Here is a 22783-nt window from a genome sequence, read left to right on the forward strand (position 1 = left end):
GCGAACCCGACCGGGCCTCACCCGTTACCCGTTTTTGACTTAGCCCCGGAGACGCATGGAATACTTGATTAACTACATCAATGATACCCCGCTTTACGTACAATTGGCCATTTTCGTTGGCCTGGCCCTGATCCTCGCTACCCTGGTCACCTCCATCCTTTACGCCGTAGTCGCCGGATGGGCCAAGCGTACAGACAGCTACACCCTGGATGCCATTCGAAAAAAGTCGTGGAACGCCTTCTTCTGGGTGATCGCGTTTACCCTCATCGTGGTCTTCTGGAACGGCCTGGAGGTATTCGACTCCGAGGGCGATCCGGATAATCCGTGGTACCTCCACCCGCTCATCCTGGTGGCGCGCACGGCCCTATACATTTCCGGCGCGATGCTGCTGATCCGCATCGTCAACATTGCCGCCGACACCGTTCGCCACCGCTACAACATCGACGATCAGAACAACCTGCGGGAGCGCAAGATTCTCACCCAGCTGCAGTACATCCAGCGCATCGTGGGGATCATCATCTTCATCGTGACCCTGGCCTTCATCCTGCTGCAATTCGATGCCGTGCGCAGCATCGGTACCGGTCTGCTCACCTCGGCCGGGGTCGGCGGCATCATCATCGGCTTCGCGGCCCAGAAGTCCATCGCCAACCTGCTGGCCGGTTTTCAGATCGCCTTCACCCAGCCCATCCGCATCGACGACGCCCTGATCGTGAACGGCGAATTCGGCCGTGTGGAAGAGATCACCCTGACCTACGTGACCCTCAAGATCTGGGACCAGCGCCGCATGATCGTCCCCCTCAACAAGTTCATCGACGATACCTTCCAAAACTGGACGCGCAACACTACCCAACTGATCGGCAGCGTCTTCATGTACGTCGACTACACCTTCCCGGTGAACAAGCTCCGCGAGGAAGCCCAGCGCTTCGTTGAGACTCAGGAGCTCTGGGACAAGCAGGTATTCGGCGTGGCCGTGACCGACAACAGCGCCGACGTGATGACCATCCGCATCATCGCCAGCGGCGCGGATTCCGGTCAGACCTTCAACCTGCGCTGCGCCATCCGCGAACACCTCATCGGCTGGATCCAGGAAAACTACCCAGATCACCTGCCCAAGACCCGCCTGGAGATGAGCCCCTCCCCCACCACGCACGAGCGGAGCCCGGCAGCGGAAGAATTACCCATTCAGGAGGGCGACCGCAGCTAGGGCAGCCTTCCGCGGATGAAGTCGAGCGTCAGCACACTCGCCGGCCGCGCCATGCCGCCGTGGTCGAAGCCCTGCAGTTCGTAAAGCCAGGTGCGGGGGTGGCCGCTGAGCTTCAGCATCCGCCAGAAGTAGGCGTTCTCCTCGTACCGCCCGTAAAGTTCCCGCTCGCGGTCACCGGTAATGATCAGCAGGGGCGGCGCGTCGGGCCGCAGGTGAGTAATTGGCGCGTAGCGGTCTACTACCACGTCGTTCCACTCCAGTCCCCGTTCCTGCCGGGGCGTGAAGTGCGTAATGGTGTGCCCGCTGAAGGGGATGAGACCGGCCAGGCTGTCGGGGTGCTTACCGTGGGCTGCCAGGTAGCTGGTGTCCAGTCCGATCATACTGGTCAGGTAGCCGCCGGCCGAGTGGCCGCTGACGTAAATGCGTGAGGGATCGCCGCCGTACGCTTCGATGTGTTCCATCACCCAGGCCACTGCGGCGGCGGCGTCGCGGATGTAGGTCGGATTCTTCACCCGGGGGTGCAGGCGGTAGTTGGCGGTGGCTACGGCGATCCCCTGACCCAGCCAGGCTTCCGGGATGAACTTGGCACCCGCGCTGAGTCCGCCCCCGTGAAAGAACACCACGGTGGCAAAGCCGCTGCTGTCGGTCGGATAGTAGAGGTCCAGCACGCAGCGTTCCCGCACGTAGGCGTCCGTGCTGTCAGGGCGGTAGTTGAGGTCGGTGAGTGTTTCGTACGCGGTTTGGGCGCTGACGCAGGTGCCAAGGGCCAGCAAGAGGCCGAGAAAAGTGGTTCGCATGCCGGAAGTTACCACCCTCCCGGAAAGTGGACGTCGGTGCAGAAACCGGGGATCGTCCGCCCGCTTACCACCCCGCAATGTATGTCCCGCTGCCGCAACCATACGCACCCCACCGGGTTACCCTATCACTGATCAACACCACGGGAACATGAGCAAAAGAGCGGCGATAGTATGGTTCAGGCGGGACCTCCGGCTCCACGACAACGAAGCGTTGACGGATGCCATGAAGCACGCCGACGAGCTCCTTCCCGTCTATATTTTCGACCCCCGGGAATGGCGGGGCACGCTGCCCCTGACGGGCCTGCCGAAGATCGGCGCCCACCGCGCGAAATTCATCCTGGAAAGCGTAGCCGACCTGCGCCGCAACCTGCGCGAGCGCGGGGCCGACCTGGTGGTCCGCACCGGCCACCCCGAAGATATCCTGCCCGAGCTGTCAAAACAGTGCCAGGCCAGCTGGGTATTCTGCAACCGCGAGCGCACCAGCGAGGAACTAAGAGTTCAGAACCTGGTCGAGCAGAACCTCTGGACCATCGGTCGGGAGGTGTACTACTCCCGCGGCAAGCTGCTCTACTACACCTCCGACCTGCCCTTCCCCATTACCCAGACGCCGGATACTTTCAGCCAGTTCCGCAAGGAAACCGAGCGGCTGACGCCCGTACGCGACCCCTTCCCTACCCCGGCCCGAATTCCCCTGGCAGAGAACACCGGCATTAACCCCGGGGAGATTCCCCAACTGAACGACTTCGGCATTCCGGAGCCGCCCGAAGACGAACGCGCGGCCATCGAGTGGCACGGCGGTGAAACGGCCGGACTGGACCGCCTCCTGTACTACCTCTTCGGAAGTCAGGCCGTCTCGACCTATAAGGAAACCCGCAACGGACTCATCGGCGGCGACTACAGCACCAAGTTTTCCGCCTGGCTGGCCCTGGGGTGCCTGAGCCCCAAGCGCGTGTACGCCGAGATCCGCGCCTACGAGGCCAAGAACGGCGCCAACGACAGCACCTACGCCGTGATTTACGAGCTGCTGTGGCGCGACTTCTTCCGGCTGATGGGCAAGAAACACGGCGACAAGATCTTCCACAAGAACGGCTTCCGGGAGGAAGAGCACCCCGAATGGACGAAGGACCGCTCGCTGCTGCAGCGGTGGATCGACGGGCAGACCGGCACCCCCTTTATCGACGCCAATATGCGGGAGATCGCCCGCACCGGGTTCATGAGCAACCGCGGCCGGCAGAATGTGGCCAGCTACCTGGTCAAGGACCTCAAGGTCGACTGGCGCCTCGGGGCCGAGTACTTCGAGCATATGCTGATCGACTACGACGTGACCAGCAACTGGTGCAACTGGAACTACGTGGCCGGCGTGGGCGCCGATCCCCGCGAGAACCGCTATTTCAACATCCTCAGTCAGGCCGAACGCTACGACTCCGGTGGGGAATACGTGAAAAGGTGGTGCCCCGAGCTCAGCGATCTGCCCTCGGAGTACGTCCACCAGCCCGATGCCCTGCCTACCAATGAGCAGACGACCTACGGACTGGAGCTTGGTCGCAACTACCCCTGGCCCCTCGTGCCCAGTGAGCGGTGGCGAGACCGGCCCGCCGGCAGTTCCGGCGGCGGCGGTCGACGCAAGAAGCGGCGTCGCACGGCCTGAAGCGCTCCTAAAACGACTGGATAGAAACTGTAATTTGGTGCTCTCCGGGCCCCAGTCGTAGTGTCGGAAAGGCCGGATTCACCAGCTCGCCGTTTAGCGACATGACCTGCTCTTCGCGCAGGTCCACGGAAAACTCCGCCACCATATTGGCGGGAATGGTAACGGTATAGGATTCTTCCCGCGCATTTTCCCGGCGAAAGGTCGCACGGATCGGCCCGCCCAGCGTCGGTACGGTGATTTCACTGCGGGTCAACCCGCCCAGCCGGGGATGGATGCGGGCTACGGCATAACCCGGCTCCTGCGGTTGAATGCCCCAGAGGTAGCGGGGGATGATGTTGGCGGGCACCGCCCCCCAGGCGTGATTCAGGTCCAGGTTGGGTTTGTATTTGATATCCCACGCCTCCATGGTCATCGTCGAGCCGCTGCGGATCATATTGTACCAGCTGCGGTCGGAGGTGGAGGTAAGCAGCTCCAGGGCATAGTCGTCCATGCCGGCATTGTAGAGTGCTTCCAGCAGGTATTGGGCGCCGTAAACGCTGGCTGCCATGCCGCGGCTTTTGATGTACTCCCCCACCGACCGTTCGTGGCCCGCGGGTACGAGCCCGAAGGCCAGGGGGAACATATTGGCGTGCACGGAGGCGTGGTCGGTTCCCTCTCCGTCGACGTAGATGCCGCGCTCGGCGTCGAACAGTTTCTCGTTGATGGCGCGCTTCGCCTGCAGGGCGAGTAGCCGGTAGTGCAGGGCTTCGTCGGACTTGCCCAGGAGTCCGGCAAACTCCGCCATGATCTCCATATTGCGGTAGAAGAGGGCGTTGATGACGGTGTTGTTGGGTCGGAAAACGAAGCCGTCCCGTTCACCTTCGGCCGTGGCCAGTTTCCAGCCGGTGTCTTTCTGGGCGGGGGGCCAGTCGACAATGTCGCGCAGCGTTTCGGTGCTGTCCCGGAACCCCAGCTTACGCATGTATTCGGGCGTGACGCGGGCCGAGCTGACGAGGTGGTCTTCCCCCACGAGTCCGACCAGCGTCTTCCATTTTAACTCGTCGTAGTAGCGCTCGATCAGTTCCGTATTGCCCGTGTACATATAGTCGGCGTGGAACATCAGCGCTACGTGCAACTGCCACTCCGTGGGCCAGGTCGGGTGCTCCATGAAGTACTCGATGGTGCGCCGGGCGATGGCGTATTCCCGGTCGGTGGTGTAGTGGCTCAGCTGGTTAAGGTAGGCATCCGCTTCGTAGGGAATGCGCTCGCGGTCGCCGTCGACATAGAGTCCGGCGAAGGTGGTGGCCTTGATCGTGTACTTGCAGAGGTCCCAGATCCGGTTCAGCAGGGTATCGTTGCTGGAGAAGTGACTGGCCTCCTCATCCCAGTAGCCGTGGTAAGCCAGTTGCACGGCGGAATCGACCGTCCCGCCCCGCGGCCCGATCACCTCCGCGTAGCGGAAGGGCAGGAGCACGGGAAAGGAATCGGGCAGGGCCACGGCGGCCGGACCGGTATTGCGGTCATCCGGCGGCAGCGGCAGGATGTAGGCGTGGGTGCCGGGGCGGACGGGCAGTTCTACGGATTGGTAGCGGATGGTGCCGCCGGGAGCGGGATCGATGGCCCCGTCCTTGAGCAATTCCCCTACCCTCACGGTCACCGTACCCGAGCGCCTGGCCGTGTAAGTCAGTTCCAGGTTCGCGAAGGCCGCCCGACCGAAGTCAAGGAAGACGCCCTGCCGCGTGTCGCGCCGCACCACCGGTGCCACGCGGTCGACCTGAAAAACATTGGGGGTGGTGAGGTAAGCCGCATCCGCTTTCGGCCCCTGGAACGACTGAGCCGCCGAGTAGCTGGACAGGCGGTTGAGGTGGTCCCAGATGCGCACCTTCCAGTGATAGCGGTGACCCGGCTGCAGGGGCTTTCCGGCGTAGGGGATCCCGGTGTTAACGTTGGTAGCTTGCCGGCCGCTGTCCCACACGTCGCCGCGGTTCTCGGCCAGCATTTCGGGGGTAGAAGCCACCAGCACCTGGTAGGCCACCTGGCGGACGGCACCGTCGGGCACTTCCCAGGCGAACTCCGGAGTAGTGTCGTGCAGGGCTACATTCGCGGGGTCGCGCAGGTATTCCACGGAAAGCCCCCGGGGGCTGGCGGAAGTCGAATCGCTGTAGGCTTCAATCCTGTTCTCCAGCGCCCGGCGGAGCGTGAGCAGTTGCGCGCGGTAGGCAGGGTTGCGGGCCAGGTTGGTCGATTCCCGGGGGTCGTCGGGGAGGTAGTGCAGTTCCTCAGCCGATCGGTCGTTCACGTAACGGAAGTATTTCCACTCTGCCGTGCGGACGCCCTCGCTGGGTGGGATGTCGGGAAATTCCCAGAGGTGCTCGATCAGGACGGTATCCAGCGGGGCTGGAGCAGGCTTGCCGCGCAGGAGGGGTTGCAGCGATATTCCCTGGTAGCCGTCAGGTACCGGGGTACCGGCCAGGTCGAGGATGGTGGCGGGCACGTCGACATTGCGGGCGAGGGCGGCGGTGGGGGTGCCGCCGGGGGTGCGGGGGTCATAGACGATCAGCGGCACGCGTACCGAGTTATCGTACATCAGCCACTTGCCTGCCAGTTGCCGCTCGCCCAGGAAGTAGCCGTTGTCGCCCATCACGATGATCACGGTATTCTTGTCGATCCCTTTCTCGGCCAGTTTCTTGCGCAGTTTGCCGATCTCCAGGTCGATGCCCGCGACCATCCGGTAGTACCCCTTCACGCTGTGCTGGTACTTTTCGGGGGTGTCGTAGCGCCAGGTCCACCGCAGGCGGTTGAAGCCTTCGCGCACCGGGAGGGGCAAAGCGTCAAAATCATTTTGGGCGCCGAGCGCGGGTGCCGGGGCGGAGACGTCTTGCAATAAGGCGTCGGTTTCCGGCTGCCAGAAGTACTGTTCCGGGGCCGGGTCGTGGGCGTGCGGTGCGCTGAAGCTCAGACTGAGGCAGAAGGGTCGTTCATCGTCGGCGTGGCGATCCACGAAGTCGAGGGCCTGCTGACCGGTATAGCGGGTCAGGTGGACGGTATCGCCGTTGAGGGTCTTGTACCAGTAGCCGCGGCGGTCGGGGTAGGCGTTGTTGCGGTCGTAGAAATCGGATTCGTCGAATTGCTCCCCGGCCCGGGCGTAGCGTACCCCATACTTGCCGTAGAAGCCGGTGCGGTAGCCGGATCGGCGCAGCACGGCCGGGTAGGCGTATTGCATATAGGATTCGGGGATGTCGCCCGTCTGGAAATTAAAGCGGTGGGTGCGTTCGTGGAGGCCCGTGAGCAAGGTGGCGCGGCTGGCCGCGCAGATGGGCGTGGTGACCAAGGCGTGGCTGAAGTAGGTGCCCTCCCGGGCCAGGCGGTCCATTTCCGGGGTATGCGCCAGGGGGTTACCCGTGTAGCCCAGCGCGTCGTGCCGCTGGTCGTCGGTAAGGATGAAGATAATATTCGGTCGGTCGTCGGCCTGGGCGCGGAGGTTGGTCGCCCAGAGGGCCAGCAGCAGCGGAAGGAATCGGTACATGATCCCTAAACTTACTGTGCCGGGCAGTGGGGGGTGTCCTGTTGTGGGGGGTAGGCTTCTTATTGATACCGCATGCCTTCAGGTCGAGTGTTGAAATTGCCGGACCATTGCGGGTCGAGCGGGGCAACGACCGGTCACTTGCAGGTGCTTGCCGGATAACAGGCGCGCGTAGCGATGGCTTCAGCGGTCATGCTGCATTTGTCACTTGCCTTTCCGGCAGCTTGCCGACTCAAGTCGGCGCTACACACAAATCAACGCCACTTGTAGCGATGGCTTCTGCCGTCATGCTGCTTTTGTTCTTGAGGGTGATGGCAGCTTGCCGACTCAAGTCGGCGCTACACACATGTCGGCGCTACCCGTAGCGATGGCTTCAGGCGTCACGGGTCATTTTTTCCTGGCCGTGCCGGCAGCTGGCCGACTCAAGTCGGCCCTACACTCAAATCGGCGCCACCCGTAGCGATGGCTTCAGCCGTCACGCTGCATTTTTTCATGCGGCGCAGGCAGCTTGCCGACGCAAGTCGGCGCTACGCTCAAGTCGGCGCTACCCGTAGCGATGGCTTCAGCCGTCACGCTGCATTTTTCCATGCGGCGCAGGCAGCTGGCCGACTCAAGTCGGCGCTACGTGTAGCGATGGCTTCAGCCGTCACGCTGCTTTTGTTCCTCGCCGGACCGGCAGCTTGCCGACTCAAGTCGGCGCTACACGCAAGTCGGCGCTACGCGCGAATTACACGCCGGGCCACAGGCCCGACGGCCCGACGGCCCGGATGTATCATTTGTTAACTTCCTTCCCCCCCACCCCGGCGTTCTCCCCTTTTATCGTAATTTCGCCGCCCGGCCCCACAAGCCACTTACTGCATGGCCAAAGCACAAAAAAAGAGCGGACAACTGGGTCTCCGAATGGGACTGAAAGACGAGCGCATTCCGAAACTGTTCGGACTGTTGCTACTCTTCATTGCCGTCTACCTCACGGTAGCCTTCGTCTCCTACCTCTTCACCTGGAAGATCGATCAGGACCGCGTATTGCGCTTCAGCTGGAAGCTGCTGAGCGAGGATGCCGCCTCGGTGGACAACTGGTTGGGGAGGCTGGGGGCTTTCCTCTCGAATTTCTTTATTTATTTCTGCTTTGGACTGCCGAGCTTCCTGCTGGTGTACTTTATCGGCCGGCTGGGCCTGAACCGTCTGCGCCGGGCGCCCCTGAAGCCAATGGCCAACCTGTTCGTAAAGCTCATGCTCTTCACGATCGGCCTGGCCGTACTGCTGAGCTTCGCCTTCGGCGGGCTGACCGACTTCCCACTCGGCGGCGGCGTAGGCGATTACCTGGTCTCCCACCTCAGCGGCGTACTGGGTGGCTTCGGGGTGATTTTGCTGCTGTTGTTGCTGTTCGGACTGTACCTCATCTTCGAGGCGCGGATCGACTTCAACGGCTCGCCCGGCCAGATCCGCAACGACGTGGTCGACCACTTTTCCGAGATGATGCGCCTGGGCCGCAAACCACGCCGCCCGGCACCCCCGGCGGCCCGTACCCCGGCACCCGCGGCCGCGCCCAAGGAACGCCCCGCTACGCCACCCTCCCTTTCGCCCGGCGACCGCGGCAACTTTGAGATCGACAGTCCGCGCACCCTTTCCGAAAAAGGCCTGGAACAGATCCGAGGCGACCAGATGGAAATGCCGCTGGAATCCGTGGGCGACGTCACTCTCGTGAACCCCGACCCCCTGGCGGCCGGCGCCGACAACCTCATCGTAGCCGACGGCGATACCGGCATCGATACCAGTCTGGCAGTAACCGAAGAGAACCAGGACCACACCGAGCCCTACGACCCCACCCTGGACCTGCCCGCCTACGAGAAGCCACACCTACAGCTGCTGGTGGAGGGCGATACCAGCAAGCACGAGGTAGACCGCGCCGAACTGGAGGCCAACAAGGACCAGATCATCGAGACGCTGCTCAACTACAAGATCGAGATCACCAAGATCCGCGCCACCATCGGGCCCACGGTCACCCTGTACGAAATCGTACCCGCCCCCGGCGTGCGCATTTCCAAGATCAAGAACCTGGAGGACGACATCGCCCTTTCCCTGGCCGCCCTCGGTATCCGGATCATCGCGCCCATCCCCGGCCGCGGCACTATCGGTATCGAAGTACCGAACACCAACCCCCAGATGGTGAGCATGCGAGAGGTGCTGGAGAGCGAGAAGTTCCGCAACGCCAAGATGGACCTCCCCCTGGCCCTCGGCAAGACCATCAAGAATGAGGTACTGATCGCCGACCTGGCCAAGATGCCCCACCTGCTGGTGGCCGGCGCAACCGGACAGGGTAAGTCGGTGGGCATCAACTCGATCATCATGTCGCTGCTCTACAAGAAGCACCCCAGCCAGGTCAAACTGGTAATGATCGACCCCAAGAAGGTGGAACTCTTCCCCTACGCCAAGCTCGAGAGCCACTTCCTGGCCTTCCTGCCCGGACAGACGGAGCCCATCACCACCGAGACCACCAAGGTGATCCACATCCTGAACTCGCTCTGTATCGAGATGGACCAGCGCTACGACCTGCTCAAGAAAGCGGCCTCGCGCAACATCAAGGAGTACAACGAGAAGTTCGTGGCCCGCCGCCTGAACCCGGAGAAGGGCCACAAGTTCCTGCCCTTCATCGTGCTGGTGATCGACGAATTCGCCGACCTCATCATGACCGCCGGCAAGGAAGTGGAAATGCCCATCGCCCGCCTCGCCCAGCTGTCGCGCGCTGTAGGCATCCACCTCGTGATTGCTACCCAGCGGCCCTCGGTGAACATCATCACCGGCGTCATCAAGGCCAACTTCCCGGCCCGGATCGCCTACAAGGTGACGGCCAAGGTCGACTCCCGCACCATCCTCGACTCCGGCGGCGCCGACCAGCTTATCGGCCGGGGCGACATGCTGCTGAGCAACGGCGGCGACGTGGTGCGCCTGCAGGGCGCCTTCGTGGACACGCCCGAGGTGGAAGAGGTCATCAACTTCATCGGCAATCAGCGCGGCTACGTGGAGCCCTATCTGCTGCCCGAGTACAATACCGACGAGGAAATGGCCGGCTCCGGGGCGCTGTCGTATGCCGACCTTGACGACATGTTCGAGGACGCCGCCCGCCTCATCATCCAGCAGCAACACGGCTCCACCAGTATGGTGCAGCGCCGCCTCAAGCTGGGGTACAACCGCGCCGGCCGCATCATGGACCAGATGGAGCAACTCGGCATCGTTGGTCCGGCCCAGGGCTCCAAACCACGCGAAGTACTGGTGTACGACGAGATGGAACTTACGCGCTTCATCGACGACTTGCGGAATCGGGGGTAGATCGGCGGCCAACGTCACTCGGGCGGAAGGTCCCCGATGCTTTATCGTTTCCCAACTAGCCCATCGTTTCCCCTCAGGGGTGAAACACATCCCCCAGCACCGCCTCTTCTCCCACCAGCCGTTCGGGAAGGGGGCTGTCGTAAATGACCAGGTGGGTGCCGTCGGCCAGAATGGCCATTCCCTCCGCCTTGTCCTTGCCGTAGGCGTGCTCCCCACCGTGGGTAACGTCGTACAGCCGCTCCGGGCGGTGGCAGACGGTAACTTCCATTTCTGGAAAGCCGCCGCGGATGCACCAGGCGCTGATGGTGCCGTCGAGGTCCATGGTGGGGCCCGCCAGGAGGAGGACGTCGCCGGTGCGGTGGTCGATGTTGATTTCGCGGATGCCCATGCCAGCCAGCTTGACGAAGTGTTTGCGGTAGGGCTTGTCGTCGTGACCGCGGCCATCGAGGTGGAGGAAGTCTCCCCGCTCATGCACACCGAACTCCAGTATTACGGCCCAGCCGCCGATCACGGGTCCACGCAATCCGATAAAGATGCGGTCGTGGTGGACGGCCAGCCCCTCGATGTCGAAGCCATTGTCCTTGCAGGGGATGTGCATGAACTTGCTAATATGTACGTCGGTGCTCAGCAGTTCGGTCAGCACGGTGCTGTCGGAACCCCCTTCCAAGAGTTTGGCGGTGTGTTTCTTTCCCTCGATGGTGACCTGCCGCAGGGGCGTCCAGATTCCCGTTTTCCGGTTTACCCGACAGGGGATGCGCCCCATGGAGAAGCGGTTGCGGTCCACGCTGATGGTACTCAGGGCCGCAGCGCCGGCCAGATCGTCGTCGTCCTCGTCCGGGGTATGCCGCTTCAACGACATACTCCCGGTGAACCACAGATAGGGCGTTTCCCAGGCCAGCCCCTCGATGTCCATCTCCCCTTCGCTGCCGTCGGGCAGGTCAAAGAAGTCGGCCAGTTCAAAGGTCTGGTGGCTGCCGTAGCCCCCCTCCTCCTCGAGCAGCCGCTCGATCGCCGAGCTTTCGTCATAGGCCACGAAAAGGGTGTTGTCCACCACCACCGAGGTAGACAGCTGGCAGCGGATTTCCTGGAGGTTTTTCGCCTTCTTGTCAAAGGTCAGCCTCACCTGACGGACGGGATCGCGGCGTTTCATTTTCATGCGAGTAGAATCTCCGGATGCGCTGATTTGTGCACGGGGGGCGGCGGCGCGCGGGTGCCATGACCGTCGGAAAAGCGGAATGGACAAAGGAAGCTGGAATAGCAGCCACCCCAGGCAAAACCCCGCCGGGCTCGCTTCGCCTCGCCCGGATAGTTGAACCAAAGCGCCACAGCGAATCACCACGACGGTGCAATTACAGCTTCCGTGGCTCCATAGGTAGAAAGGAGGAGGGTAGTAACGGCATAAAGTGGGTGAAAATTCAGTGTCCGGAATAGCTTCAGGAAGTATTCCCGTAGAGTATTCATTCCATCGCTACGTCTACCCCACCGATGCGCGAACCGAAATTCCAGACCTGGCAGGTGATCTACGACCGGCACGCCGCCGAGGTGGAGGCGTTCGTGCGCGGTCGGGCTCCGGCGGGGGAAGCCGATGACTTGCTGCAGGAGGTGTGGTCGGCACTGACCGGAGCATTGGAGGAACAGGAGTTGCGCGACCCCCGGGCCTGGCTCTTCCGCGTGGCCCGCAACCGCCTTACCGACCTCTACCGCCGCCGCGCCGCGCGGCCACCCATTCAGGACATTACCGCTGAATTGGAGGTGACCGACGCGCCAGTATCCATTGGCTACCTGTCCGACGAGGACGTGGATGAAGAGATCACCGCGGCCCTGGCCCTGCTCCCGGAAGCCCAGCGGGAGGTATTCGTCCGCAACGAACTCGGCGGAGAAACCCTGCGAGAGATCGCCGTCGATCTCGGTATTCCGCTGAAGACCGCCATTTCGCGCAAGGGGTACGCGCGCCGGCGGCTGCAGGGGGCGTTGCGGGAGGTGTACGAGGATTATTTCGGGATCGACTAAAGTAATCGGTATGGTCTCTCGTCAACAGGGGTAAGAGCAAAACCTAAACACCATGCGTCATTTCCATCGCAACCAGGAAGGCGGTCAACGTCGCCGTCGCCCGCAGTACGGTCCCCGCCGTCCGAAGCACAACGTTCCCGTCAACATCGAAGAAACGGAAAACGGCTTCGAGGCCCGGGTGTACTGCGTCACCTTCGCCAAGGAGGACGTCAAGATCCAGTTGACCGACAACCTCATCTACATCAGCGGCACGCGCCGGCCGGAGAACGACCGCCCCGACTTCCTGCTGCAGGAGTACCCCATCAAGAGCTTCGAGCGCTGGTTCGAACTCAGCGAGGCAGTGGACCAGGCGGCCATCACCGCCCGTTTTGAGGATGGTGTGCTGGTCATCACCGCCCCGAAGATCCCGGAAGCGCAGCGACCTGAGCGGGAAGTCGTGATCGATTAGGCGTCGGATATTCCAGGCCTTGCCGACTTCCCCTGCACCCGCGCGCCGCCGCCCCGTGTCTCCGCTTATCGGTTTACAATACGCTACAAAACCCGGGCGGGGGGAGAGGACGCCCGGGATGAATTGGCATTTCGGCGCTTACGGGTCCCGGCCACTGGCCATACCGCAGTAACTTAATTCCAACCAATACCCTGCGGCATGAAATATTTACTTCCACTGTTGATCTTGCTGACCGCTCCCCTGTTGGCCCAGGAAACGGGCATTGAATCCGCCGCCATGGCCGTCGAGCGGCTGCTGGATCAGGAAAGTGGGGAGGACATTACGACCTTCATCAATACCTACATGGGCAAGGTGGAAGACCGACCGGCGCTCGTAACCCAAATACGCACCCTGCAACAGGAGCTTGCCGGACTGCGCGACGGTATCCTGCTGGATGTGGAAGATGTCGGGGCCATCCTGACCCTCATCGGAAACGGTGTGGAAAAGCGACTGCTCGTTGCCTATGATTTTGACGCCCAGCGGGTGACCGGCTTGTCCGTACTGCCACCAGAGGAGCGGCTCGCCTTCGATTTGGAGCGTCCGGAAAGTGCCGTGGAGTATATGCTGGATCGGGGCATGGCCGGACTGCTTTACGTCGAATCCGACGGCGAGGTACTGATCGAGCAACCCTTCGGAATGGCTAACGAAAGTCTGGGTGTCGCCAACGACACAGCCACCATCTTCGCCATCGGATCGCGGCCGATAGACTTCACCGTGGCAGCGATCCTGCTGCTGGACCAACGGGGCGAACTAAGTCTGGACGATACCCTGGGGGTACACCTGCAAGGGGTGCCGGTCGCAAAGCGCGACATCACATTGCGCCATCTGATGACCGGCCGTTCGGGGCTGCCGGACTTCTTCCACAACGAATCGGATTGGGACGCCGACCTGCAGTGGATCGGTCGCGACGAGGCCCTCCGCCGGCTGCTGGACCAGCCCCTGATCTTTCCGCCCGGTACTGGTCGCGCTCACTCGCACGGCGCCTACGGGATGTTGGCGGCTATCGTGGAACTGGTCAGCGGGCAATCGTACATGAATTTCCTCGGCGAAAACTTCTTCACCCCCGCGGGGATGACCCGCACCGGGGAGTACGGTGACCGCCAGGGATTTAGCATGCAGGATTTTGCCGTGGGCGGCGGCCCCCAGTTCGTGGGACTGCCCAATATCCCCCCGAACTGGGGTCCGACATCCTGGCTGATCAAGGGAAGCGGGGGGATGTACTCCACCCTCGGAGACTTGCGGCGATTCTACGCCCTGGTCCGGGGGGACCGGGTGTTCGACGAAGAGCACTCCCGCCGCTTTCGCGGCTCGTCGGTGGAGGTGGATGGCTCCATGCGGGGATTTGAACTGTTCAGCGTTTCCGAGCCCCCCGGGGGCCAGGTTTACCTCTTCCTTAACCGACCGGGCGACCAGGCGGAGCGGAGGAAGATCTTCCGGGGGCTGGAGGGACTGGTGAATTAGCTTTTCTCCCCACTTTCTCACGGCGAGGGCCGGGTGAGAGGTGGGGCCAGTTGATACTTTACGACGTTTGCTGTTGGGTGGGAACCCATTGGGTTTCAGCTATCGTTTCCGCTCCGCCATTTCCAGTTGTTGCCTCACCCCCGAATCCATGAACCTTACCATTGAAAACATCCTGCTGATTGGCTCTATTCTGCTGCTGATCAGCATAGTTGCGGGGAAGACGTCCTACAAGTTTGGCGTCCCTACCCTGTTGCTGTTCTTGGCTATCGGCATGCTGGCGGGGTCGGATGGTATCGGTGGAATCCTTTTCGACGACCCAAGCCTCGCCCAGTTCATCGGGATCGTTTCGCTCAATTTCATCCTGTTTTCCGGCGGACTGGACACCAACTGGGCCACCGTAAAACCCATCCTGCGGGAGGGCGTGGCGCTATCCACCATGGGCGTCCTGCTGACGGCGGTTTCCCTGGGAACCTTCGTGTGGTACGTTACCGACTTCACCATTTACGAAAGCATGCTGCTGGGGTCCATTGTATCCTCGACGGATGCCGCGGCCGTTTTTTCCATCCTGCGGTCGAAGAACCTGGCCCTGAAAAGCAACCTTCGCCCCACCCTGGAGCTGGAAAGCGGGAGTAACGACCCCATGGCTTACGTGCTGACGCTGGCCTTCCTGACGCTGGTGGTCAACCAGGACCAGGGCCTGGCCTCAGTCATTCCGATGTTTCTGCTGCAAATGGCCCTGGGCGGCGTTGGGGGATTCGCCTTTGGCCACCTCAGCAAGCAGATCATCAACCGGATCAAACTCGACTTCGAAGGACTATACCCGGTGCTCGTCATTGCCCTTATGTTCATCACCTTCTCCGCCACCGACGCGGTGGGCGGCAACGGCTTCCTCGCCATCTACATCTGCGCGGTGTACCTGGGCAACCAGGACCTGATCCACAAACGGACCATCCTGAAGATGTTTGACGGTTTGGCCTGGCTCATGCAGATTGTCCTGTTCCTCACCCTGGGGCTGCTGGTCTTCCCGTCCCAGATGATGCCCTACGCCGGCATCGGAATGCTGGTATCACTCTTCCTGATTGTGGTGGCCCGCCCCGTTGGGGTGCTGGTCAGCCTAATCTTCTTCAAGATGGAAATGAGGAGGCGCTGGTATATCTCCTGGGTGGGGCTGCGGGGGGCGGTACCGATCGTATTTGCCACCTACCCCCTGCTGGCCGGCATCGACAAGGCCACGGCCATTTTCAACATCGTCTTTTTCATTTCCGTATCCTCCGTTCTCATCCAGGGTACCACTCTTTCGCTGTTCGCCAAATGGCTGAAGGTTGCCCTGCCCGAGCAGGCGAAGAAGTTGAACGCCACCGACCTGTTGCTGGCGGATAATCCCAAGGCCGAGATGGAGGAATTTACCATTACCCCGGACTGCTACGCGGTGGACAAGGAGATCGTGCAGCTGGGGTTCCCGAAGAACGCCATCATCGCCATGATTAAGCGGGAGGGAAACTACCTCCTGCCCAATGGCTCCACGAAACTGGAAACGGGAGATTCCCTGATCGTCCTGGCCGACGGGCCGGGCGTCCTGGATGCCGTTGCCAAAACGCTGAAGGGGGGCAATGCCTGAGGCTGGATGGCTACTACCCCGGGGGGACGTATCAATAACTAATAATTATCTTAATCCCGGGCATTCCGCCCGCAGCCCAGACCGTCACCCCTTTACCATTGACCTCATCATGCTAACCCCACAGGAAAAAGACTTCTTGGATACTCACGGCTACCTCAACCTGGGCCAGTTGCTCACGCCCGCGGAAGTCGACCGCATCAACGCCCGCCTGGCGGAACTACAGCAACAGGAAGGCGACCGCGCGGGAGCCGAACTGGCTGAATCAAAGTACATCCGGCATCCGAAGGAGGAGGGCGCGGACCGGCTAGCCGACTTGGTCAACAAGGGTTTCGTCTTCGACATCTGCTACACCCACCCCCGCGTCCTTGCCGGCATCGAAGCCGTGCTGGGCGCCGACTACAAGCTATCGTCGCTGAACTACCGGGCCGCCAAACCCGGGATGGGCCAGCAGAAACTACACGTAGACTACAAAAATGCCGTGGCAGGAGATGGCTTTAAGGTATGCAACACCATCTGGTTACTCGACGACTTTACCGAACGCAACGGCGCCACCCGGATCGTGCCGGGCACCCACCGGTCGAAGGAATTGCCCGACGCCGCCATGCCCGATCCCCACGCCAGCCACCCGGATGAAATCCTCATCACCGCGCCCGCCGGTTCCGTCGTGATCTTCAATTCCCACGTTTGGCACGGCGGCACCACCAACCATACCGACCGCGACCGCCGGAGCATCCACAGCTACTTCTGCACCCGGGACCAACCCCAGCAAATCGACCAGCGGAAATACATCACCCCGGAGACCCGGGAGCGGATCGGGGAAAGGGGCCGGGCTATCCTGGATGTGTAGGGGGCTGCTCCCCTCACCTTGCGGGGCCTTTCCCCGGGAGGAAATTCTTAACCCTACCTTCCCTCCATGCGCAAACTGCCCTCCCTTTCTGCCGGACTGCTGGTGGCCGCCACCGGCGTCGGGGCGGGCGACCTGGTGATTTCCTCCCTGAGCGGGGCGCGCTACGGCCTCACGCTGCTCTGGGCCATCGCGCTCGGGGCGGTACTGAAGTTCACGCTTAACGAGGGACTGGCCCGCTGGGAACTCGCCACCGATACAACGCTGCTGGAGGGGTGGGTGGAGCGGCTGCCATGCGTTGTCGTGCTCGCTTTCGGGGCCTACCTCTGTTTCTGGGCCTTGCTCGTGGCGGGTACCCTCATTTCCTACAACGGCGTGGTGGCCAACAGCATCTTCCCGCTGCCCGTTTCCGACCAGACGGGTACCACGGTGTGGGGCGCCCTGCAGTCCGTACTGGTCCTGGCGCTGGTCCGCTGGGGCGGGTTCCGGGGTGTGGAGAGCCTCATGAAAGGCGTCATCGCCCTGCTGTTCGTGGTGGTGATCGGCTGTGCCTTGGTGGTGGCGCCGTCTTACGGGGCGGTCCTGACGAACACCCTGCTGCCGTCCGTACCCGAGTCTACCGATGCGCTCTTCTTCAGCTTTGCCCTGATCGGGGGCGTGGGCGGCACCCTGACGATCATGTGCTACGCCTACTGGCTGCGGGAGAAGCGGCAGCTACGGGAGGTACGCCTGCACGAGATCCGGCTCGACCTGGGCGTGGCCTACGTCCTGACCGCCCTTTTCGGGATCGCGGTGACCGTCATCGCGGCCGGGGTGCGTCCGGAAGCCGTGGGTGGCTACGCGCTGGTGACCAGCATTGCCGGACAACTGGCGAAGGTGATGGGCGACTTCGGGTACTGGTGCTTCCTGGTCGGCTTCTGGGCCGCGGTGCTCACCTCCATGATCGGGGTATGGAGCGGGGTACCGTATCTCTTCGCAGACCTCTGGCGGCGGTACCGCAAACGGTACGGGAACACCGCCCCCCTCGACCAACCACTGCGCCACACCCGTACCTACCGTTGGTTCCTGGTCTACCTGGCGCTGCCGCCCATCCTGCTGACCGTTTACCAGCGCCCCGCCTGGATCGGAGTGGCCTACGCGGTTTCCGGCGCGGCCTTCATGCCCTTCCTGGCCCTTACCCTGCTTTACATGAACAACCGATCGCGGTGGGTAGGCCGCCTGAGCAACGGCTGGATCACCAATACGCTGCTGGGCATTTGCCTGCTGCTTTTTCTGGTGTTGCTGGGGGTTCAATTGGAGGTTTTTGGGTAGGTAAGAGGTTGATTATCGATTATCGATTCTCGATTTTCGATACTCGATTCCTGATTTGGCTGCCGCTGCTACCTGCTCGCTTCGCTCGTTCAGGGGCTTCGTCCGGAGGTTAATCTTTGATTCGTGATTCTCGATACTCGATACTCGATTCCTGATTTGGCTGCCGCTGATGCCTGCTCGCTTCGCTCGTTCATGGGCTTCGTCCGGAGGTTGATCTTTGATTCGTGATTCTCGATACTCGATACTCGATTCCTGATTTGGCTGCCGCTGATACCTGCTCGTTTCGCTCGTTCATGGGCTTCGTCCGGAGGGTGATTTTGGTTCGCGGTTCTTGATACTTGATTCCTGATTTGGCTGCCGCTGATACCTGCTCGCTGCGCTCGTTCAGGGGCTTCGTCCGGCGAGTTCCGGTACATGCCCGCTCGTCGGATGGGTTGCCCGGCCTGCCCGATTACTCGCCGCGAGCTACCTTAACCGGAACAACCCGTCCCGCATTGCGATTCTCTCACTTACCCTGCACCCGCGCTTTTGCCGCCCTGTCCTTATTGCTGTTCATGATGGGCTGCGAGCCGGCCGGAACCGATGATTCCCCGGCACCTGCGGGACCCGCCCGCCCCAACATCCTCTGGATCGTGGCCGAAGACCTGAGTCCACTCATTGCCGCCTTTGGCGACTCCACCATCCAGACGCCCAACCTGAGTCGGCTGGCCGCCCGTGGTGTGCGCTTCCCCAATACCTTCAGCGTGGCCGGGGTGTGCGCGCCGAGCCGCTTCGCCATCGCCACCGGCGTGTACCCCATCAGCGCCGGCGGCCACCACATGCGCACCCAGGGGAACGTAGAGCGGCTGCGCCAGATCGGCCTGCCGGGCGAGTACGGGGCGCTGGTCGATCCGGAGGTGAAAATGATGTCGCAGGTGATGCGGGAGCACGGCTACTTCGCCACCAATAACCAGAAGACCGACTACCAGTTCGAGGCCCCGAAGACCGCCTGGGACGAGCAGGGGCCCCGCGCCCACTGGCGCCACCGGCCGGCCGGGCAACCCTTCTTCAGCGTCTTCAACCTGGAGATCACCCACGAAAGCCAGGTGTGGCAGACCAGCAAGGGCAACCTGCGCTTCCGGCCGGGATTTGAAAACGATACCTCCACCATCTACGGCTGGGGCGATGTGTACCCCGACGAAGCGCGCCCCGAACCGGAGATTGCGGTGGCGGACGACGAACTTCCCCTGCCGCCCTACCTGGCCGACACCGACCTAACGCGCGGCGACGTGCGCCGGGTGTACGACAACATCCGTATCATGGACGAGCAGGTGGGCGTGCTGCTGGACCAGCTGGAGGCCGACGGACTGACCGACAGTACCATCATATTCTGGTACACCGATCACGGCGGACCGCTGCCGCGCCAGAAAAGACTGCTCTACGACTCCGGCATCCGCGTGCCGATGATCGTGGCCTGGCCCGACGACCGGCGCGCCGGAGAGATGGACAGTTTGCTGTTCAGCTTCGTTGATTTCGCGCCCACGGTGTTCAGTCTGGCCGGCATCGAACCGCCCGAGTACCTGCAGGGGCAGGCTAATTTCGGCGCATTCAAGGCCTCGGAAAGGGAGTACGTATTTGCCGCCTCCGACCGCCTGGATGAGCACTACGACCGCATCCGCGCCGCCCGCGACCACCGCTACAAGTACCTGCGGAACTATAACCCCGACCGCGGCTACTACCTGCCCCTCGCCTACCGCGAGCAAATGGCCAGTATGCAGGAACTGCTGCGCCTGCGCGACGCCGGCCAGCTCACGGACGTCCAGGCGCAGTGGTTCCGCGACCGCAAGCCAGCGGAGGAACTCTTCGATACCCGGAACGACCCCCATGAACTGCAGAACCTAGCCGGCCGGCCGGAGTACCAGGACAAACTCGTGGAACTGCGCACCGCCACTGACCAATGGCTGGCCCGCGTGGGCGACCTCGGCGATGAGACCGAAGCGGAAATGGTGTACCGCTTCTGGGGCGGGGCGGACGAAATGCCCACTACGGGCCGGCCCCAGCTGCGGCGCGACAGCCTCGGTCGCTTCATCCTGGAAAGCAAGACCCCCGGCGCCCAGATCGCATATCGCATCCTGCCGGCGGACAGCGGGAAACCGGGCTGGCGGGTCTATACCGGACCGATCGACTTCGACCTCGACAGCGGCGATACCCTGCGCGCCGTGGCCCAGCGCATCGGCTACCGCGAAAGTGGCCTCAGCGAAGGGTGGTAGCGGCCCGTGCAGCGTACATTTCTTTTTTGATCACCCACCAATATCCTACGTCATGCGTACCCGCAAACTTGGCAACCACGGACCGGAAGTTTCCGCCATCGGCCTCGGCTGTATGGGCCTGAATTTCTCCCTGGGCAATTCCCTCGATCATTCGGCCGTCGACGCCCTCCTCGGGGCGGCCGTCGACCGCGGCGTCACCTTTTTCGATACCGCCGAAGTGTACGGACCGTATACAAACGAGGAACTGGTGGGCAAGGCCCTGGCACCCTACCACGACCGCGTAGTGATCGCCACCAAGTTCGGCTTCGACTTGAGTCGGGACCTGCCAGTGGGTCACCACGCACTGAACAGCCGGCCGGAGCAGATCCGCCGCGCCGCCGAAGGCTGTCTGCGCCGCCTGGGGGTGGAGGCGATCGACCTGTTCTACCAGCACCGGGTGGATCCGGAGATACCCATCGAGGAGGTGGCCGGCACCGTCAAGGACCTCATCGGCGAGGGCAAGGTCAAGCATTTCGGGCTCTCCGAAGCCGGTGCCAACACCATCCGCCGCGCCCACGCTGAACAGCCCGTGGCGGCCGTCCAGAGCGAATACTCCATCTGGTGGCGCCGGCAGGAAGCGGAGGTCATTCCTACGCTGGAAGAACTCGGCATCGGTCTGGTGCCGTACAGTCCGCTGGGCCGGGGTTTCCTGACCGGCAAGATCGACGACAGTACCACCTTTGCGGAGAACGATTTCCGCAACGTCCTGCCCCGCTTCACGCCGGAGGCCCGCCGGTCCAACCGGGTGCTGGTCGACCTGCTGGCCCGCATCGCCGAAAGCAAGGACGCCACCCCGGCCCAGATCGCCCTGGCCTGGTTGCTCGCGCAGAAACCCTGGATCGTGCCCATTCCCGGCACCACGAAGTTGCACCGGCTGGAAGAAAACATCGGTGCGGCCGAGGTGCACCTAACGCCGGAGGACCTGGAAGATATCGAGGAGGCCGCGCAGCGGATCGACCTGGAAAGCGCCCGCTATCCGGAGGCGATTGAGCGTTTGACCGGTCTTTAGACATCCACTATCCCGCCGCCCACGATCACTTCCCAATCGAGTTCGGGCCGCAGGTAGCGGCCAGCCAGGTCGCGCAGTTCCTCGGCGGTGATGTGGCGGATGGTATCGTCCAGGCGCCGCAGGTGCTCCGGAGCGTCGTAACCCTTTATGATGGCCGAGCGGTACCGACTGCTGACGGCCAGCGGGCCGTCGAGATCCATGATGAGTCCGCCCAGCAGGTAAGCCCGCACCATATCCAGCTCGCCGGCGGGCACCAGGTCCTGACGCAGTTTCTCCATTTCGGTGCGGATCTCGGTGCGCACCGCGTCCAGGTTCTCGTTGGCCACGTCGGCGGCAATGCCGAGGGTGCCGTCGAAGCGATAGGTGTCCAGGTCGGAATCAATGCCGTAGGTGTAGCCCTTTTCTTCGCGGATGTTGCGCATCAGTCGGCTGCCGTAGTAGCCGCCGAGAATGGTCTCCAGCACCGCCAAGCCGGGGTAGTCGGGGTCGGTCACCATGAAGCCCCGTCGCCCCTGACGGATCATGGTCTGCTGCGCCCGGGGCCGGTGTATCTGGATTAGGCACGGCTCACCGGCATCCACCCGGTACGTCGGCATTTCTACGCGGGGGCCCATGGGTAGTTGCCCGAATGTCCGCTCCAGCAAGGATTCCACCTGCGGGCTCAGCTGTCCCACTACCCGCAGGGTGGCGTTCGCCGCTCCGTAGTATCTCCGGTAGTGGTCGCGCACGGCCTCTAACGTAAGGGCATCGTAGTCTTCCTTGCTGCCGCCGTATCCGTAGGGGTTCTCGGCTCCGAAGGCGGCTTCCGAGAGGTGGCGGTAGGCCAGCCAGTCGGGGTCCTGCAGGTCCTCGCGCAGTTGTTGCCGGCTGCGCTTGCGGTAGCGCTTGAGCTCGCGTTCGCTGAAGGCGGGCTCGGCGATCACTTCCGTCATTACCGGCAGCAGGCGGTCGGCGTGGCGCGTGATGGTGGCCAGGGCAAGGTTGGCGGTGTCGTAGTCGTCGGGAGTGTCCAGGCTCGTGCCGTACTGCTCGAACAGGCGTTCCAGCTGCGCGGCGCTGTGCCGTTTGGTTCCCTCGGTGAGCAGGGCATTGGTGGCACCGGCCAGGAAGTGCTGAGATTCGTACGGCCGTCCGGCCCGCCAGATCATCTCGACGGTCAGGATAGGAGCCTGCTCGACGTGGACGGCCACCACCCGCAGGCCGTTTCCCAGCGTCCATTCCCGCGCGGGCGGCAGGGGCGGCACCCGGGGCGGGTGAATGATCGGTGCGTGTCGGTT

15 protein-coding genes are annotated in these 22783 nt (G+C 62.6%); 11 read left to right on the forward strand and 4 right to left on the reverse strand.

Annotation, left to right across the window (positions count from 1 at the left end):
• Window positions 1-55: 55 nt before the first annotated feature.
• Complete coding sequence (locus tag E4021_RS06575; protein WP_136457614.1) at window positions 56-1204, forward strand: mechanosensitive ion channel family protein; 1149 nt, start codon at window positions 56-58, stop codon at window positions 1202-1204.
• Here E4021_RS06575 and E4021_RS06580 read toward each other — a convergent pair.
• Window positions 1201-2001: an alpha/beta hydrolase gene (locus tag E4021_RS06580; RefSeq protein ID WP_136457616.1), complete on the reverse strand. Its 801-nt coding sequence runs from the start codon at window positions 1999-2001 to the stop codon at window positions 1201-1203. The two genes, E4021_RS06575 and E4021_RS06580, sit on opposite strands and share 4 nt — an antisense overlap.
• 148 nt (window positions 2002-2149) lie before the next feature.
• On the opposite strand from E4021_RS06580, the gene E4021_RS06585 reads away from it, so the two are divergent.
• Entirely contained in the window at window positions 2150-3649 is a 1500-nt protein-coding gene (locus E4021_RS06585) for a DASH family cryptochrome (RefSeq protein ID WP_136457618.1), read from the forward strand.
• Between the two features lie 7 nt (window positions 3650-3656).
• Here the strand turns inward: E4021_RS06585 and E4021_RS06590 are convergent, their stop codons facing one another.
• Window positions 3657-7154 carry a sulfatase-like hydrolase/transferase gene (locus E4021_RS06590; protein ID WP_136457620.1) on the reverse strand — a complete coding sequence of 1166 codons (3498 nt, stop codon included), beginning with the start codon at window positions 7152-7154 and terminating at the stop codon, window positions 3657-3659.
• Window positions 7155-8009: 855 nt separating this feature from the next.
• Here E4021_RS06590 and E4021_RS06595 point away from each other — a divergent pair.
• Entirely contained in the window at window positions 8010-10478 is a 2469-nt protein-coding gene (locus tag E4021_RS06595) for an FtsK/SpoIIIE family DNA translocase (protein WP_136457622.1), read from the forward strand.
• Window positions 10479-10551: 73 nt separating this feature from the next.
• On the opposite strand, the gene E4021_RS06600 is transcribed toward E4021_RS06595, so the two are convergent.
• Window positions 10552-11634 (reverse strand): DUF3616 domain-containing protein, encoded by a 1083-nt coding sequence (locus E4021_RS06600; protein WP_136457624.1) that lies wholly within the window; start codon window positions 11632-11634, stop codon window positions 10552-10554.
• Window positions 11635-11963: 329 nt separating this feature from the next.
• Here E4021_RS06600 and E4021_RS06605 point away from each other — a divergent pair, with 329 nt between their 5' ends.
• The 8 genes from E4021_RS06605 to E4021_RS06640 all read left to right on the forward strand — a co-directional run bounded on the left by E4021_RS06605 (window position 11964) and on the right by E4021_RS06640 (window position 21506).
• A complete protein-coding gene (locus E4021_RS06605; RefSeq protein WP_136457626.1) occupies window positions 11964-12488 on the forward strand; it encodes an RNA polymerase sigma factor in 525 nt (174 codons plus the stop codon).
• Window positions 12489-12540: 52 nt separating this feature from the next.
• On the forward strand, window positions 12541-12936 hold the full coding sequence (locus tag E4021_RS06610; RefSeq protein ID WP_136457628.1) for an Hsp20/alpha crystallin family protein: 396 nt from the start codon (window positions 12541-12543) through the stop codon (window positions 12934-12936).
• Between the two features lie 198 nt (window positions 12937-13134).
• Window positions 13135-14436, forward strand: a complete 1302-nt coding sequence (locus E4021_RS06615) for a serine hydrolase domain-containing protein (protein WP_136457630.1) — start codon at window positions 13135-13137, stop codon at window positions 14434-14436.
• 148 nt (window positions 14437-14584) lie between these two features.
• Window positions 14585-16054, forward strand: coding sequence for a potassium/proton antiporter (locus tag E4021_RS06620; RefSeq protein WP_136457632.1), 1470 nt, complete (start codon window positions 14585-14587; stop codon window positions 16052-16054).
• A 109-nt stretch (window positions 16055-16163) separates the two neighbouring features.
• The gene (locus E4021_RS06625; protein WP_136457634.1) at window positions 16164-16901 is read left to right on the forward strand and encodes a phytanoyl-CoA dioxygenase family protein; all 738 of its coding nucleotides are present in this window, start codon (window positions 16164-16166) and stop codon (window positions 16899-16901) included.
• 66 nt (window positions 16902-16967) lie between these two features.
• Window positions 16968-18209: an Nramp family divalent metal transporter gene (locus tag E4021_RS06630; protein ID WP_136457636.1), complete on the forward strand. Its 1242-nt coding sequence runs from the start codon at window positions 16968-16970 to the stop codon at window positions 18207-18209.
• Window positions 18210-18703: 494 nt separating this feature from the next.
• Window positions 18704-20458, forward strand: a complete 1755-nt coding sequence (locus E4021_RS06635) for a sulfatase family protein (protein WP_136457638.1) — start codon at window positions 18704-18706, stop codon at window positions 20456-20458.
• 52 nt (window positions 20459-20510) lie between these two features.
• Entirely contained in the window at window positions 20511-21506 is a 996-nt protein-coding gene (locus tag E4021_RS06640; RefSeq protein ID WP_136457640.1) for an aldo/keto reductase, read from the forward strand.
• On the opposite strand, the gene E4021_RS06645 is transcribed toward E4021_RS06640, so the two are convergent.
• Window positions 21503-22750 (reverse strand): M16 family metallopeptidase, encoded by a 1248-nt coding sequence (locus tag E4021_RS06645; protein WP_136457642.1) that lies wholly within the window; start codon window positions 22748-22750, stop codon window positions 21503-21505. The genes E4021_RS06640 and E4021_RS06645 overlap by 4 nt on opposite strands.
• Between the last annotated feature and the right edge of the window lie 33 nt (window positions 22751-22783).

It is taken from the genome of Neolewinella litorea (assembly GCF_004803465.1).
GTDB lineage: Bacteria > Bacteroidota > Bacteroidia > Chitinophagales > Saprospiraceae > Neolewinella > Neolewinella litorea.